Origin of the sequence: Pigmentiphaga sp. GD03639 (assembly GCF_029845405.1) — a bacterium.
Lineage (GTDB): Bacteria > Pseudomonadota > Gammaproteobacteria > Burkholderiales > Burkholderiaceae_B > Pigmentiphaga > Pigmentiphaga daeguensis.
Window position 1 is genome coordinate 46,404 of the sequence record NZ_JAOCLR010000027.1, and the last position, 16,275, is coordinate 62,678.

At 65.2% G+C, this 16,275-nt stretch carries 12 protein-coding genes; 8 read left to right on the top strand and 4 right to left on the bottom strand.

Annotated elements, in window-relative coordinates:
* Position 1: 1 nt before the first annotated feature.
* Complete coding sequence (locus N5K27_RS22865) at positions 2 to 2,137, bottom strand: TonB-dependent siderophore receptor (RefSeq protein WP_347945403.1); 2,136 nt, start codon at positions 2,135 to 2,137, stop codon at positions 2 to 4.
* 113 nt (positions 2,138 to 2,250) lie between these two features.
* Positions 2,251 to 3,126: an AraC family transcriptional regulator gene (locus N5K27_RS22870; RefSeq protein WP_132979347.1), complete on the bottom strand. Its 876-nt coding sequence runs from the start codon at positions 3,124 to 3,126 to the stop codon at positions 2,251 to 2,253.
* A gap of 140 nt (positions 3,127 to 3,266) precedes the next feature.
* On the opposite strand from N5K27_RS22870, the gene pstS reads away from it, so the two are divergent.
* The 4 genes from pstS (at position 3,267) to pstB (ending at position 7,111) form a co-directional block, all read left to right on the top strand.
* Entirely contained in the window at positions 3,267 to 4,307 is a 1,041-nt protein-coding gene (gene pstS, locus N5K27_RS22875) for a phosphate ABC transporter substrate-binding protein PstS (protein ID WP_087839700.1), read from the top strand.
* Positions 4,308 to 4,417: 110 nt separating this feature from the next.
* A complete protein-coding gene (gene pstC / locus N5K27_RS22880) occupies positions 4,418 to 5,443 on the top strand; it encodes a phosphate ABC transporter permease subunit PstC (RefSeq protein WP_279819190.1) in 1,026 nt (341 codons plus the stop codon).
* A 9-nt stretch (positions 5,444 to 5,452) separates the two neighbouring features.
* Positions 5,453 to 6,310 carry a phosphate ABC transporter permease PstA gene (gene pstA, locus N5K27_RS22885; RefSeq protein ID WP_243724434.1) on the top strand — a complete coding sequence of 286 codons (858 nt, stop codon included), beginning with the start codon at positions 5,453 to 5,455 and terminating at the stop codon, positions 6,308 to 6,310.
* A 24-nt stretch (positions 6,311 to 6,334) separates the two neighbouring features.
* Entirely contained in the window at positions 6,335 to 7,111 is a 777-nt protein-coding gene (gene pstB, locus N5K27_RS22890; protein WP_087839698.1) for a phosphate ABC transporter ATP-binding protein PstB, read from the top strand.
* Between the two features lie 108 nt (positions 7,112 to 7,219).
* Here pstB and N5K27_RS22895 read toward each other — a convergent pair whose 3' ends face one another.
* Both N5K27_RS22895 and N5K27_RS22900 read right to left on the bottom strand, forming a co-directional pair.
* Complete coding sequence (locus N5K27_RS22895; RefSeq protein ID WP_279819195.1) at positions 7,220 to 9,154, bottom strand: clostripain-related cysteine peptidase; 1,935 nt, start codon at positions 9,152 to 9,154, stop codon at positions 7,220 to 7,222.
* An 82-nt stretch (positions 9,155 to 9,236) separates the two neighbouring features.
* Positions 9,237 to 10,145, bottom strand: a complete 909-nt coding sequence (locus N5K27_RS22900) for a LysR family transcriptional regulator (RefSeq protein WP_279819197.1) — start codon at positions 10,143 to 10,145, stop codon at positions 9,237 to 9,239.
* Positions 10,146 to 10,279: 134 nt separating this feature from the next.
* Between N5K27_RS22900 and metE the strand changes: the two genes are divergently transcribed.
* From metE to N5K27_RS22920, 4 genes are all read left to right on the top strand, one after another.
* Positions 10,280 to 12,574 carry a 5-methyltetrahydropteroyltriglutamate--homocysteine S-methyltransferase gene (gene metE, locus N5K27_RS22905; RefSeq protein ID WP_279819200.1) on the top strand — a complete coding sequence of 765 codons (2,295 nt, stop codon included), beginning with the start codon at positions 10,280 to 10,282 and terminating at the stop codon, positions 12,572 to 12,574.
* 4 nt (positions 12,575 to 12,578) lie between these two features.
* The gene (locus N5K27_RS22910) at positions 12,579 to 13,700 is read left to right on the top strand and encodes a 5-methyltetrahydropteroyltriglutamate--homocysteine S-methyltransferase (protein WP_279819203.1); all 1,122 of its coding nucleotides are present in this window, start codon (positions 12,579 to 12,581) and stop codon (positions 13,698 to 13,700) included.
* 376 nt (positions 13,701 to 14,076) lie between these two features.
* Complete coding sequence (locus N5K27_RS22915; RefSeq protein WP_279819205.1) at positions 14,077 to 15,432, top strand: site-specific integrase; 1,356 nt, start codon at positions 14,077 to 14,079, stop codon at positions 15,430 to 15,432.
* A gap of 313 nt (positions 15,433 to 15,745) precedes the next feature.
* On the top strand, positions 15,746 to 15,964 hold the full coding sequence (locus tag N5K27_RS22920; RefSeq protein WP_279819207.1) for a hypothetical protein: 219 nt from the start codon (positions 15,746 to 15,748) through the stop codon (positions 15,962 to 15,964).
* Positions 15,965 to 16,275 lie beyond the last annotated feature (311 nt).

The following is a 16,275-nucleotide window of genomic DNA, read 5'->3' on the forward strand; positions in this document are numbered from 1 at the left end:
CCTAGTACTCCATGCGCAGCGTCAGCGCCACGCTGCGGGGTTCGCCGTAGCGGTTGTTCCAACTGGTGCCGGACAGGCTCTGGTAGTAGCGCCGGTCGAATAGGTTGTTGACGTGCAGCGCCGCGCTCATGTGTTTGTTGATGCGGTAGCCGATCCGCAGGCTGGCCAGGGCATAGCCGCCCTGGCGCAGGGTCACGCCGCCGGACTGCACGGTGTAGGCGCTTTGCGCCTGGATGCCCACGCCCGCGCTGAGCCGGCCATCGTTTCCGGGCAGTACGGTATTCGTCCAGAGCCTGAAGATGTGCTTGGGCGTGAAGCGGGCGAAGGGCTGTCCCTGCGACTGAGCATCCTTCAGGTACTCCGTGGCGTTGTAGGTATAGCCCAGCGACAGGTCCAGCCCCGGCATGACCCGGCCGTTGACTTCCGCCTCGATCCCGCGGCTCTCGACTTCGCCGCCAGCGATGTAGTAGCAGACCGCGCCCGCGCAAGGATGCGCGGGGTCGGTCTGCGCGCGGTTGCGCTGCCGGATGTTGAAGAGGGCCAGGCTGGCATCCAGCCGCCCTTCCAGCAGGCCGCCCTTGATGCCGACTTCCCGGTTGCTTCCCTGGACCGGATCCAGCATGCCGCCCTCCCACGTGGTCTGTGTCTGGGGCTGGAAGACCTGTGCGTAGCTGGCGTAGAGCGCCCACTGCGGCGTGATGTCAAGGACCAGGCCGCCATAGGGCGTGAACTCGCTGCTGAGCCGGGAACTGGCGGAGGCGGTGTCCTGCTTCCATCGGCTCACCCGTCCCCCCAGGATCAGCTTGAGAGGATCGGCCAGCGAAAACCGGCCCATCGCATAGATGCCCGACTGGACCATGCGCGTCGGCCCGCGCGACGCGTAGGGACCGACCGCCGGTTCGGGCACGCTGCGCGGATCCCATTTCCATACGTCCACCGGCACGCCGATCGGCGCCAGGAAACTGGCGGAGAACTGCTCGGTGCTGGTGCGCAGGTGGTTGATCCCGACCAGCGCCTCGTGCCGCCGGCCGAACAAGGTGAAGGGGCCGTTCAGGTAACCGTCGGCGCTGGTCTGGCGGTTCTCGAATTCATAGGCGCCGCCGGTCAGGCGCGGACCGGTGCCCGTCGCGGGATCGACCGCGCCATTGGCGCCGGCATATTTCAGGTCGGCGTCGCCCGTCAGGTGGTTGACGTTGAGCCTGGCGGTCCAGCCGTTGTCGAACGCATGCTCCAGGCCGGCGAACAGCCGCGTGTTGTCCCAGTCGAAGCGGTCCCAGGCGACATCCAGGTAGGTCGAGCGCGGCAGGCCGATATCGCGGCCGTCGCGATAGAAGGGAACCCCGGCCATGTTGGTGATGGAACGGATGCGTTGGTGATGGACACCCACCGACAGCACGGTGGCGGGGCCCAGGTCGAGTTCAGCCGTGCCGTACAGATTGGTGGACTTCTGGCCTGCCACGTCGTAGAAGAAATCGCGGTCCTCATGGCTGGCCACCAGCCTTGCGCGCAGGCTGCCGCTTTCGTTCACCGGGCCGCCCACGTCCGCTTCGGCGCGGTAGCGGTTCCAGCTGCCGGCGGTCAGCGCGCCGCGCGCCTCGAACCGCCGCGGCGCCCGCCTGAGCACGAGGTTGACGGTGGCGGCCGGGTTGCCCGTGCCCTGGAGCAGGCCGTTGGCGCCGCGCACGATTTCCACCCGTTCGTACATGCCCATGTCTTCCGGCGCACTGGCCGTCTGGCCCATGAGCACGGGCACGCCGTCCTGCTGGAAGGAGTCGATCTTGAAGCCACGGGCGTAGTAGCCCGTGGTGAGCTGCTGATAGGGCTGGACGGTGATCCCGGGCGCCTGCTGCAGCACTTCCTCCAGCGTCTGCAGGTTCTGCTGCTGCATGCGCTCGCGGTCGATGACGGTGATCGACTGCGGCGTTTCCTTGGCGGACTGCGACGTCTTGAGCAAGGACGACGGCGTGTCCGCGCCGCCGGTGACGGTCACCGCGGGCAGCATGCTGGCCGGCGGCTCGGGGACGGCCTGGGCATGGACACCGGCGCCCAGCAGCATGATGGCCGAGGCCAGCGCGGTGCGGGCCGGGCCGGGTCGGAAGGCGCCAGGCCGGGAATGAAATGGCTTGCGGATATCCACGGAGACCCTCTCCCTTTCTTGAATTGAGAATCAATCTCAACAATTCTAGGGAGGGCGCCGGGGACGAATTGGCGGTTGCCGGTATCAATCTGGCGATCGGGCGTATCCGCGGGCTAGCGGCGCAGTCCGCGCGGCGCGATGCCGAAACGTTTCTGGAAAGCCTTGGAGAAATGCGAATCGCTGTAGCCGGCGGCAAACGCGGCCTGGGCCACGGTGCATCGGCCGGCGGCCAGCATGCGATAGGCGAGTTCGAGACGCTGGTCGCGCACGAATTGATAGACGCTGCAGCCGAACACGGCCCGGAACCCCCGCGTCAGCGTCGTGACGTTCAGGCCGACCTGGCGACCCAGGGCCGCCAGGCCGGGCGGATCGGAAAGCTGTTCGAGCAGCCGCGCGCGGGCCTCGTGCAGCGCGTCGAGCTGGCGCGGCGACAGCATGAGCGCATCGGCCTGGGCCGGGCTGGCGGCGGGAATCAGTTCCAGGCCGGCCAGCACGGTGGCGGTCAATTCCAGCGCCTTGCCGGCCAGGTAGAGATCACGCAGGTTCCCGCGCAGGGGGCAGGCCAGCAATTGCCGGCCCAGGGCCTGCAGGATCCGGTTGGCCTGCCGGTCGAGGAAAAACGGGGTGTCGGTGCCGTTGCGCTGGCGGGCATGCCGTCCGATGTCGAGGTCCAGGCCTTCCTGCAGCGCTTCCTCGGGCATGCGCACGGCCACGTAGTGCAGCGGCGAGGCGGCATGGAAGGCATGGCTGACCATGAACGGGCTGCGGCTCAGGCTGAGGTGGACCGCGGGGCCCTTGAGGCCTATCTGGCGGTGTTTTTGCATCGAATAACGCAGCTCCCCGCCCAGCAGCAGGACCAGCTTCAAGCCGGCGTCGTTCTGCTCGGTAATGGCCTGGTCTTGATCCATGCGCAATATGCCACCGCTGATGGACAGCGAGGCGGTCATCGCGGGGACATGCCATTGTTCGGGCACGGGAGCAGGCATCATTTTTTTATGAATGAGAATCGTTAATGATTCTACATATCCAGTTCCATGACCGTCATGTGTGCTGTCATGGTCATGTCATATTTGCTACGTAATCTGACGCCGTCGTGAGTTTTACCTCCCACAAAGCAGAGGACCTGCAAATGTTCAAACTCGTATTCAAGCAAGTGTCGGTGGGCGTCGTGCTGGGCGTTGCCGCGTTGTCCGCGCACGCTGCCGACATCACCGGTGCCGGCGCGTCGTTCCCCTATCCCATCTATGCCAAGTGGGCCTCGGACTACAAGGCTGCCACGGGCAACACGGTGAACTACCAGTCCATCGGTTCGGGCGGCGGCCAGAAGCAGATCATCGCCAAGACCGTGGATTTCGGCGCGTCGGATGATCCGATGAGCGGTGAAGACCTGGCCAAGAACGGCCTGGTCCAGTTCCCGGCCGTGATCGGCGGCATCGTCCCCGTGGTCAACCTGCAAGGCATCCAGCCCGGCCAACTGAAGTTCACCGGCGCGCTGCTGGCCGACATCTACCTGGGCAAGGTCAAGAAGTGGAACGACGAGGCCATCGCCAAGCTGAACCCCGGCGTGAACCTGCCTGCCGCCGACATCATCGTCGTCCACCGCTCGGACGGTTCGGGCACGACCTTCGGCTGGACCAACTACCTGTCCAAGGTTTCCGCCGACTGGAAGTCGTCCGTGGGTGAAGGCAAGGCCGTCAAGTGGCCCGCCGGCCAGGGCGGCAAGGGCAACGAAGGCGTCGCCAACTACGTCAAGCAGTTCCCCGGCGCCATCGGCTACGTCGAATACGCCTACGCCAAGCAGAACAAGCTGGCGCACGGCCAGGTCCAGAACAAGGACGGCAAGTTCGTCCAGCCGGAAGAGGCCGCCTTCGCCGCCGCCGCCGCGAATGCCGACTGGAAGAGCGCGCCGGGCATGGGCGTGATCCTGAACAACGAGCCGGGCGAGAAGAGCTGGCCCATCACCAGCGCCACCTTCATCCTGATGCACAAGGCTCAGGACAAGCCGACGCAAGGCGCCGAAGTCCTGAAGTTCTTCGACTGGGCCTTCAAGAACGGCAAGAAGTCCGCTTCGGAACTGGACTACGTGGCGCTGCCCGACGCGGTGACGACGCAGATCCGTTCGCTGTGGAAGTCCGACATCAAGGACGCCAGCGGCAAGTCGCTGTACTGATCCGCCGAGGTGCCATAGTGGCGTGAAACGGGGCCGGGCGGAGTCGTCCGCCCCGTTTTTCGCGTCTCCTGGCCCCCGGGGTCGACCTGTCTCCCTTTCCGGAAACTCCCATGAGCGCGGTCCTTGATAACATTTCGGGCGAGATTCGAGGAAATTCTTCCTCCGAGCCGACTACTACCGGGAATACGCCCCCGATGAAGAAAAACCGTAACGCGGCCATGGACGCGTTGTTCAAGAACCTGACCCGGTTCTTCGCCTTTGCCGTGCTGAGCCTGCTGGCCGCCATCCTGGTGTCGCTGGTCTTGGGCAGCCAGATCACGCTCGAGAAATACGGCGTCTCGTTCCTGTGGTCCTCCGAATGGGACCCGGTCAACAATGAATACGGCGCGCTGGTGCCCATCGTCGGCACGCTCGTCACCTCGGCCATCGCGCTGCTGATCGCGGTGCCGGTGTCGTTCGGCATCGCGCTCTTCCTGACGGAGCTGTCGCCCACCTGGCTGCGCCGGCCGCTGGGCACCGCCGTCGAAATGCTGGCGGCGATTCCCTCCATCATCTACGGCATGTGGGGCCTGTTCATCTTCGCCCCGCTGTTCAAGCAGTACGTGCAGCCCTTCCTGATCGCCACGCTGGGCAACATTCCGGGGGCCGGCATCCTGTTCCAGGGGCCGGCCTTCGGCATAGGCGTCTTCACCGCCGGCATCATCCTGGCGGTGATGATCATTCCCTTCATCACCGCCGTGATGCGCGACGTGTTCGAACTCGTGCCGGCCATGCTGAAGGAGTCGGCCTACGGGCTGGGCGCGACCACCTGGGAAGTCGTTTCCCGCGTGGTGCTGCCGTTCACCAAGGTCGGCGTGGTCGGCGGCATCATGCTGGGGCTGGGCCGCGCGCTGGGCGAGACCATGGCCGTGACCTTCGTCATCGGCAACGCCTACCGGCTGTCCGGCTCGCTGTTCGCGCCGGGCAACTCGATCGCCTCGTCCCTGGCCAACGAATTCGCCGAAGCCTCCGACGACGTGCACCTGTCGGCGCTGATCGAACTGGGCCTGATCCTCTTCCTCATCACCACCATCGTGCTCGCCTGCTCGAAGCTCCTGCTGCTGCGCCTGGCGAAGAGCGAAGGCGCCCGGTCCTAAGGAGCCGCGATGTCCGTCATCACCATGCAGAACTCCGTCTACCGCCGCCGCCGGCTGACCAACAAGGTCATGCTGACCCTGTCGGCGGTCGCCCTGGTGTTCGGTCTCTTCTGGCTGTTCTGGATCATCCTGACCTTGCTGTCCAAGGGCGCCGCGGCGATATCGCCCGCGCTGTTCACCGAGATCACGCCTCCTCCGGGGCAGAACGGCGGCCTGCTCAACGCGCTGCTGGGCAGCGTCATGATGGCCGGCATGGGCACGCTGATCGGCACGCCCATCGGCATCCTGGCCGGCACCTACCTGGCCGAGTACGGCCAGCGCGGCTGGCTGGCCCCGGCCACGCGCTTCATCAACGACGTGCTGCTGTCCGCGCCGTCGATCGTGATCGGCCTGTTCATCTATACCGTGTTCGTCGCGCGCATCCAGCACTTCTCGGGCTGGGCGGGCACGCTGGCCCTGGCCGTGATCGTGATCCCGGTCGTGGTCCGCACCACCGACGACATGCTCAAGCTGGTGCCCAACAGCCTGCGCGAGGCTTGCATCGCGCTGGGCTGCCCGCACTGGAAGATGATCACCATGGTGTGCTATCGCGCCGCGCGTTCGGGTATCGTCACCGGCATCCTGCTGGCCGTGGCCCGCATCGCCGGCGAGACCGCGCCGCTGCTGTTCACCGCGCTGAACAACCAGTTCCTGTCGTTCAACATGAACGCTCCCATGGCCAACCTGCCCGTCACGATCTTCCAGTTCGCGATGAGCCCCTTCGCCGACTGGCAGCGCCTGGCCTGGGCCGGCGCGACGCTGATCACGCTGCTGGTCCTGGCCATCAACATCATTGCTCGCATCATGTTCCGCAAACAGGCCGCCTGACGCCCGCGACAAACCGGACACGCCATGGAAAACATCGTCAACATTTCGAATCCCAAGCTGGAAGTCAAGAACCTGAACTTCTACTACGGGAAATTCCACGCCCTGCGAAACGTCAGCATGCAGATTCCCGAGAAGCAGGTCACGGCCTTCATCGGTCCGTCGGGCTGCGGCAAGTCGACGCTGCTGCGCACCTTCAACCGCATGTTCGAGCTCTATCCCGAGCAACGCGCGGAAGGCCAGATCAACATGGACGGCGAGAACCTGCTGACCTCGAAGATGGACATCTCGCTGATCCGCGCCAAGGTCGGCATGGTGTTCCAGAAGCCCACGCCGTTCCCGATGAGCATCTACGACAACATCGCCTTCGGCGTGCGCCTGTTCGAGAACCTGAGCAAGGGCGAGATGGACGAGCGGGTGGAATGGGCCCTGACCAAGGCCGCGCTGTGGGAAGAAGCCAAGAACAAGCTGCACCAGAGCGGCCACAGCCTGTCGGGCGGGCAGCAGCAGCGCCTGTGCATCGCGCGCGGCATCGCCATCAAGCCCGAGGTCCTGCTGCTGGACGAACCGTGCTCGGCCCTGGACCCGATCTCCACGGCCAAGATCGAGGAACTGATCGCCGAACTGAAGAACGACTACACGGTGGTCATCGTTACCCACAACATGCAGCAGGCGGCGCGCTGTTCCGACTACACCGCCTACATGTACCTGGGCGAACTGGTCGAATTCGGCGTGACGGACCAGATCTTCATCAAGCCGACCAAGAAGGCGACGGAAGACTACATCACCGGCCGTTTCGGCTGAGCCTTCCGGCTCCGCGCGCCGGTATCCGCCCAAGGAACCGGTCGCGCCGCGCGGGCGGCCGGTGGCAGCCGCCTTCCCACCCGGGCTGCCCCCCGAGCGTCGCCACGTTCAATAGATAAGCGGATTCAGGCTGATCCAGCCCCGCACGTCCACGATGCCCAGGCGAGCCTTGGCACCCGCGGGCAGCGGCTCGCGCGTTCCACGGGAGATCCGCTGGCCCGGGGTGATGGGCACGAACGGCACGTCGGCGGCGGCTGGCGGCGCGATCCAGTGGCCGAGGTCGTTCTCGTCCTGCACCAGCCAGAGGGGTTGCGCGCGGGCATTCTCCGGCAGGCCTTGGGGGCGTGCCACCCCGGCGGAGTTGTTGTTCGCCAGTGCGCTCAGGAACCCGGTGATGCGCAGGACGCCTGGTTCGGCGGCGTCCGATACGATCAGGAGGCCCCGCTGCAGGTTGTCGTCATCATCGGCGTCACTGGGCGGGGGAATGTGCAGCGTGACGGGAATCAGGAAGTTCTCGGGAGCGTCGACCGCAAAGCGCATGCCGTCGGGAAGCGCGGAAAAATAGATGGGCGTGCCGGCGTCGTCCAGGTTGAACCAGCCTTGCATGAAAGACGGATCGACAAGCTTGTCGACGGTGCTGTCCGTCAGCGGCTTGATGGCGGTGATCCAGCCGGAAGCGTCCTGGACCGCGGCGAAATCGCGGGCCACGAGCGCCCGGTCCACGGCATTCAAGGGCGCGTCGACCGAGGTCGGGGCGGTCGGCGAGCCATCGTGCCAGTCGATGGCGCCGACGGTGGGCAGCGGCAGCTTGGTATTGTCGGTGCCGACGTCGGAATGCTGCCGGATGAAGCCGCGCTGCGCCTCGGGCAGGAAGGCCAGCGAGGCGTAGGTCTTCGTGTCGGCCGATGTCTCGGCGACGCGCTGCGGCAGGTAGAACGTCAGGCCGGCCAGGTTGGAGAAGGCCGCGGTGTGCTTCTGGTGGACCACCGCGCGCTCCAGGGCTTGCGTCAGTCTTTCCCGCTGTCCGTCGGCCAGCCTGATGCCGTTCCAGTCGAACATGCGCAGGTCGACCAGTTCCGCGGGGCCGGGGGACAGCAGGACCGAGCCGAAGATGAATGCCTTGGCGCGGGCCTCGGCGATGTCCAGCCAGGTCTGCACCGGGTCGGCGGCCAGTTGCCCGTTCAGCGTGGCGCCGATGTCGGCCAGCGCGGCGCCAACTTCGCCTATCCGGCTCAGGTCCACCAGCGACAGCGTGGCTTCGGCCGCGGGATCTTCCTTCAGCTGCTTGGCGATGAAAGCGTCGACGATGGTGCGGCCGAAGGCTTCGGTGCTGTCCGTGGGGGACCGGGTCAGGTGCGACACCAGCGCGGCCCAGTCCTGGCCGGTGCCGGGCTCGAGCTCCTGCGACGCGATCATGTAGTCCGCATAGGGAGCCAGGGCCTGCCCGACTTCCACCGAGCCCATCAGGCAGGCATCGAAGCCTACCAGGGCGAGCTTGCGCCCGGAAGCCTGGGTGGCGGGGGCCAGCGCGCCGCGTATGTCGTCCAGCGACAGCGCGTTGTTGGTGAACGGGTCGGAACCTATGCCCCGGTTGGGGCCGCCGCCGTGGTCCCATAGCACGAGCATGGTTCGTTCGGCCGGGTAGGTCTTCATGCCCCAGGCGAGGAAGTCCCGCAAGGTCTGGGCGCTGCCCATGTCCACGGCGCCCAGGTCGTCCAGCAATTCGACCTGCTGGCCGCGTACGCGCTTGCGCTGTACGGTGCGCCAGCCATCCTTGTCGGCGGCGCCGGAGGTCAGCACGACGTTCACCCGGTCACTGGGCGCGACGCTCTGCATCTCGGCGATGTTGCCGGTGGCCGCGCCGTTTTCGCTTTCGAGGTTGGTGCCCATCATGTAGACGAGCAGGGTGATGTCCGCCTTGGCGGCCGGCTGGCTGCCGGACCCCCCGCAACTGACGACGAGCAAGGCCAGCGCCGCGACGGCGAATGCCGATCGCAGGCGAGCCGCGAAGATGCGGAAAGCCGGGAGATTGGGGGCGGGCATGCGACTGTCCTCTTGTTGATTATTTCGGAAGCATCTTGTAACACTTTCCGGTCCAGTCGGCGATACCGCCCCGCCGTCGCGATCAGCGTCGCGGACGCGGCGCCTGCGCCATCGACCCCCGCGCGTAGGCCACGAACGAAGCCAGGTAGTCGATGCCGGCGTCGGCCTCGCGCGTGCCCAGGAAGATCTGCTTGGCGATGCCGTCCTTGCCCAGCTTCACGCTCGCCACGGGCATGCGGTCGGCGTATTCCTCGGCCAGCCAGCGCGGCAAGGCCGCCACTCCGCGGTTGCTGGCCACCATCTGCAGCATGATGTCCGTCGTCTCGATGGTCTTGTGCCGGCGCGGCGCGACGCCGGCGGGGCGCAGGAACTGGTTGTAGATGTCGAGGCGGTCGGTCTCGACCGGGTAGGTGATCAGCGTCTCGTCCGCGAGTTGGTCGGGCTTGACGTAGCGCAGCGTGGCGAAGGGATGGTTCTCCGCCACGACCAGCACCTGCTCGTAATCGAACACCGGATCAAAGCGCAGGCCAGGGCGCCTGAGCGGGTCGGGCGTGACGAGGATGTCGATGTCGTAGCCGAACAGGGCGCCGATGCCGCCGAACTGGAAGCGTTGCTTGACGTCCACGTCCACGTCGGGCCAGCGCGCCAGATAGGGCGACACCACCTTGAGCAGCCACTGGTAGCACGGATGGCATTCCATGCCGATGCGCAGGGTGCCGCGCTCGCCCGCCGCGTACTGCTTCATGCGCGACTCGGCGTGCTCGAACTGCGGCAGCAGCCGCTCGGCCAGCGCGAGCAGGTACTGGCCGGCCTGGGTCAGCCGCAGGCTGCGGCCTTCGCGGTCCCAGATCGGCGTGCCCAGTTGTTGCTCGATCTTCTTGACGGTGTGGCTGAGCGCGGATTGCGTCAGATGCAGCGTGCCGGCGGCGGCGGTCAGCGATCCCAGGCGGTCGACTTCCCGGATGATGACGAGGTGTATGCGTTCGAGCATGGGGGTACCCGGCAATGAATGAATAAATATAATGGATAGATGAAATAATGCCATTTTATTTCATTGATCGATGTCCCTATCATGACTGCCTTCCCGCGTCGTTTCGCGCACTCATTCATTGGATGGCAGTTCACATGGTCACCACTCACAACCTAGGTTTTCCGCGCATCGGCGCCAAGCGCGAACTCAAGTTCGGGCTCGAGCGCTACTGGAGGGGCGAGTCCTCGCGCGACGAGCTGAAGGCGCTCGGCGCGAGGCTGCGCCAGTTGAACTGGGCCAGCCAGAAGGGCCTGGACCTGGCGCCGGTAGGCGATTTCGCGTTCTACGACCAGGTGCTGGACATGAGCTTCACGCTGGGCAACCTGCCGGCGCGCGTGCAAGGCTTTCATGGCGATGCGCTGGACAATTACTTTCGCGTCGCGCGCGGCCGCTCGGCCGGGGCCGCGGAAGAACATGCCGCGTGCTGCGGCGGGGTTGCCGCCGGCGAAATGACGAAGTGGTTCGATACGAACTACCACTACATCGTCCCCGAGTTCACGGCCGACACGACGTTCAAGCTGGACGCCTCGCGCTACGTCGAACAACTGGCCGAGGCCCGCGCGCAAGGCGTCAAGGGCAAGCCGGTCGTCATCGGCCCGGTCACCTACCTGTGGCTGGGCAAGGCCAAGGACGACTCCGACAAGCTCGCGCTGTTGCCGCGCCTGTTGCCCGCGTACGTCGAACTGCTGGCCACGCTGGCCGCTCAGGGAGCCGAATGGGTGCAGATCGACGAGCCGGTGCTGGTCACCGAACTGGCTCCCGCCTGGCGCGAGGCCTTCCGCACCGCCTATGCCGCGTTCGCCGGCGGCCCGGTGAAGCTGCTGCTGGCCACGTATTTCGGCCAGCTCCAGGAGAACCTGCCGCTGGTGTGCGAACTGCCCGTGCAGGGCGTGCACCTGGACACGGTCAACGCGCGCGGGGAAGTCGAGCCGCTGATCGCCGGCCTGCCGGCCGATCGCGTGGTGTCGCTGGGCGTGATCAACGGCCGCAACATCTGGAAGACCGACCTGGATGGCGTGCTGGACTGGCTGGTGCCGGTGGCCGCGCAGCTGGGCGAGCGCCTGTGGATCGCGCCGTCCTGCTCGCTGCTGCACGTGCCGGTGGACCTGGACAGCGAACAGAAGCTGGATGCCGAGGTCAAGCAGTGGCTGGCTTTCGCGCTGCAGAAACTCGACGAACTCAACGTGCTGGCGATAGCGCTGCGCGAGGGGCGTGCCGCGGCGCAGGCGGCGTTATCCGCCAATCATGCCGCGATCGAGGCGCGGCGGGCATCGCCGCGCGTGAACAATCCGACCGTCAAGAAAGCCGTCGCGAGCCTGACGGCCGACATGGGACGGCGACAGCATGCCTACGCCGAACGGGCCGCGAAGCAGTCCGCCCTGCTGAAGCTGCCGGCCTTCCCGACCACCACCATCGGTTCATTCCCGCAGACCGCCGAGATCCGCCAGGCGCGCAGCCAGTACAAGGCCGGCGCGCTGGACGAGGCCGGCTACCTGGCCGCCATGCGGGCCGAGATCGGCCGCAGCGTGCGCGAGCAGGAAGCCCTGGGCCTGGACGTGCTGGTGCATGGCGAAGCCGAACGCAACGACATGGTCGAGTACTTCGGCGAACAGCTCGAAGGATATGTGTTCAGCCAGTTCGGCTGGGTGCAGTCCTACGGGTCCCGCTGCGTGAAGCCCCCCATCCTGTTCGGCGACATCAGCCGTCCCCGGGCGATGACCGTCGAATGGATCAGGTACGCGCAGTCGCTGACCGACAAGCCGATGAAGGGCATGCTGACCGGCCCGGTCACCATCCTGAACTGGTCCTTCGTGCGCGACGACCAGCCGCGCTCGGTGTCGTGCCGCCAGCTTGCGCTGGCCATCCGCGCCGAAGTGCAGGACCTGGAGCGTGCCGGCATCCGCGTGATCCAGATCGACGAGGCCGCGCTGCGCGAGGGGCTGCCGCTGCGCCGCGCGCAATGGCGGGAATACCTGGACTGGGCGGTTGAATCGTTCCGCATCGCCGCCAACGGCGTGGGCGACGAGACCCAGATCCATACCCACATGTGCTATTCGGAGTTCAACGACATCATCCACGCCATCGCCGACATGGACGCCGACGTGATCACCATCGAGACTTCGCGCTCGGACATGGAACTGCTGGATGCCTTCGACGACTTCAAGTACCCGAACGAGATCGGGCCCGGCGTCTACGACATCCATTCGCCCAACATCCCGACCGAGGCGCATATCGTGCAACTGATGCGCAAGGCGGCCGAGCGCGTGCCGGCCGAACGCCTGTGGGTCAACCCGGACTGCGGCCTGAAGACCCGCCAGTGGGCCGAGGTCATCCCCGCGCTGACCAACATGGTGGCCGCCGCCCGGATCCTGCGCCAGCAAGCGAGGTAAGAACATGAGCCTGCCCCTGAACCCCCCGTTCCGCGCCGACCACGTCGGCAGCTTTCTGCGCCCCGTTTACCTGATCCAGGCGCGCGACCGCCATGCCAAGGGCGAGATCACGGCCGAGGAACTGCGGCGCGTCGAAGACCGCGCCATCGCCGAAATCGTCAGGTTCCAGGAAGACGTCGGCCTGAAAAGCATCACCGACGGCGAGTTCCGCCGGACCTATTTCCACGTCGACTTCCTGCGCCGGCTGGGCGGCGTGTCCAGCGGCGAGCCGGTCGCGGTGCAGCGCGCCGACGGCAAGATCGAACTCGCGCCGCCCGTCATCAGCGTGGTCGACAAGGTGCGCCACGTGGCCGACATCCAGCGCGCCGACTTCGAATACCTGCAAGGCCAGTTGTCGCCCGGTAGCGTCGGCAAGGTGGCGATCCCATCGCCGACCATGCTGCACTTCCGCGGCGGCCGCGCCGGCATCAGCGCGAAGCACTACCCCGAACTCGATCCCGACTTCTACGACGACGTCGCCCGCGCCTACGGCGATGAACTGAAATCGCTCGCGGCCGCCGGATGCCGCTACGTGCAGCTCGACGACACCAACCTGGCCTATCTGTGCGACGCCCGCATGCGCGCCGCCGCCTCCGGCCGGGGCGACGATCCCGACGAACTGCCGCACCGCTACGCCCGGTTCATCAACAAGGTCGCGGCCTACAAGCCCGAAGGCATGGTCCTGGCCATCCACCTGTGCCGGGGCAATTTCAAGAGCACCTTCGCCGCCAGCGGCGGCTACGAGCCGGTGGCCGAGGCCCTGCTGGCCGAGATGAACGTCGACGCCTACTTCCTGGAATACGACGACGACCGCAGCGGCGACTTCCGGCCGTTGCGCTTCCTGCCCAAGGGCAAGATCGCCGTGCTTGGCCTGGTCAGCACGAAGTTCGGCGCACTGGAGTCCAAGGACGACTTGAAACGCCGCATCGACGAGGCCGCGCGCCATGCACCACTGGAACAGCTCGCGCTGTCGCCGCAGTGCGGCTTTGCCAGTACGGTGCACGGCAATGACATCGCCGTGGCGGCCCAGCGCGACAAGCTGAAGCTGGTGCTGGAGACGGCACGGGAGGTGTGGGGAGACCGTTGACGACTCAGTCTGCGAACCGGGCGTGCGCCTCTGGACTTCCTTTGCGGCGGTCCGCCAGCCAGCCCATGTTTTCGCGGCGATGTACCCATTGGTTTACCCACCAGCCGGACAAGACAAAGGCCTTAGACGCGTGAAAGCGTCTAAGGCCTTGATTTCATTGGTCGGGGCGGCGGGATTCGAACTCGCGACCCTCTGCTCCCAAAGCAAGTTGACATGTGTTTGCTATGGTTCGCGACAGTTCGCGGATAATTTTTTTATTGTTTGTTTTCAAAGGGTTATTCGGGAATTCAGTTCGGGATGGTTCGGCATGGGTTGCCTTAAGCCGCTGCACGGTGGTCCACTATTGGTCCACTACGAGGCTATCTGACGATCTGGCATGGCAACGAATAAGCTCACGGACCGGGCGATCTTAACCGCAAAACCGCGCACGAAAGAATACGAGCTGACCGACGGTGGAGGCCTGGCGCTGCGCGTGCGCCCGGATGGGTCAAAGCTGTGGGCGGTCCGCCTCGTCAGCCCGGTCACAGGAAAGCGCCCTCGGGTGTATCTGGGGTCATACCCGGACCTGTCCTTGCAGGACGCGAGGACCAAAGCTGCCGAGCGCCGTTCATTGATAGCGAAGGGCCTTGACCCGGCCGGCGCGGGCGCCTTGCTCGACAAAGAAGGCGAGCAGGCTCCGGCCACGGTCGGTGAGCTGTTCAAGGTCTGGTTCGAGAAACACGTCGAGAGGAACCGCACCAACGAGAACGACCGGGCATCGATTCAAAGTCGGTACGACATTTACGTCGGGCCGCAGATCGGCTCCATCCCGCTCTTTCAGGTCCGGCGGGGCCAGATCATGAAGAGCATCGATGGCGCTCGCGATGGCGGCAAAATGCGTACCGCCAACCTCGTGCTGGGGGAACTGCGACAGATGTTCCGCTTCGCGGTCGCGCGAGAGTGGATGCAGGGCGACCCCACTGCGGCGATCACCAGAAAGGACGCCGGCGGCACCGACAATGAGGGCGATCGAGTTCTGTCGGATGAGGAACTGGTCATGGTGCGCGATGCGCTGGCCAAGCCGCCGGAGGGAGGGTCGCGGTATTACGTCGCCAAGCGCCGGGTGCTTCCGATCCGTACCGAGCTGGCGATATGGTGGACTCTTGCAACAGCCGGCCGCGCCATTGAGATCGCTTCGATGCAACCTCGAGACGTTTCCAAGGTCAGGGCTCAATGGCTGATACTCGCCGCGATCGCGAAGAACGACGAGGCCCACGTCGTCCACCTGAGTAGCTTTGCAATGGCCGTTTGGAGACGGCTCGAGTTCATTGCCGGTGACAAGTATGTCTTCGAGGGCCGAAAGGAAGGCACACATGTTTCAGAAAAGGAGGTCACTCGGCGCTTGACCGACCGGCAGACGAGGGCAAAGCCGGTTAAGGGCCGCAAGAACGCAACGGTTCTCGACCTGCCTGGTGGCCACTGGACGCAGCACGACCTACGGCGCACCGCCTCCACTATCATGGGCGAGGCCGGCGTGCCGAGCGAGGTGATCGATCGATGCCTGAACCACCGGGAGGCAAAGAAGGTCACTCGTACGTACCAGCGCCAGAAGATGATGCCCCAGCGGAAGGCAGCATTCGATCTGCTGGGCGAACACCTTACTAAGATACTCGGCGACCCCGAGGCGTGGCTGCCGAACCCGGAAGGTTTCCGGTCGCCAGCGACTGTCGTGCCTTTGCGCAAGACAGCATGAACGCGGAACGGTGAAGCATCCCCGCAGATCAGCATGCCGCGGTATGGGTACACTGTATATCCATGCAGCCCCAAGCTGATGGCCATGAGCCACATAACCGATCTATCCACGAGCGGGGCATGATATGCGATACCGCCCCCGCTTCCCCTCTCCCGGCTGAAAGAGCTGAAGCCTGCGCAGCTGACGCAAGACCGGACCCGTCGTTGTCTCTCCTTTCTCCCTCGATCTGTTTCAAATGAGGCGTAGGTTATTCAATGCCACCCGCGTATGGTGAAGACATGGTGAACCGCCATGAAACGACCGAGGTACCAGCATGAAAACCAACGAACTTTCTTCACTCTTTAAGCGGTCCAACTGGACTCTAGGCAGCAAGCCTACTGAGACGGATAAGCCGGTCGAGAAAGAAGTTCCTCAAGCACAACCCCAACCCAACGAGGATGCGGACGATATGTCCAAATCGGATCAAGACAAGCGCGATGAGGATGCGCGCCAACGGGACCGCCTTCAGTCCGACGGTGGAAATGGAAGCTGACCTCGCTCGGGCTTGGTCACTCGCTGCGTTCATTACCCGGAGGCAACATGAGACGGGAAGAATACGAAGGCTATTGGGTCGAGGCAGATTGCGGGCCTCTGGGCAGTAGTTGGGCGTGCGCGACCAGGATCGGACGCACGGGAATATCCGGGTCCGAACGGTTTCCGGATGTTCATCGATATCGCACGAAAGCAGAAGGAGTTGACGGAGCGATCATTCAGGGAAAAGGCATCGTTGATGATCATAAAAGCGGACTGTCAGTAACGCTGCTAAGACTCAGGTAGAGCTGTCGCTCCGGCGGCTCGGCGATC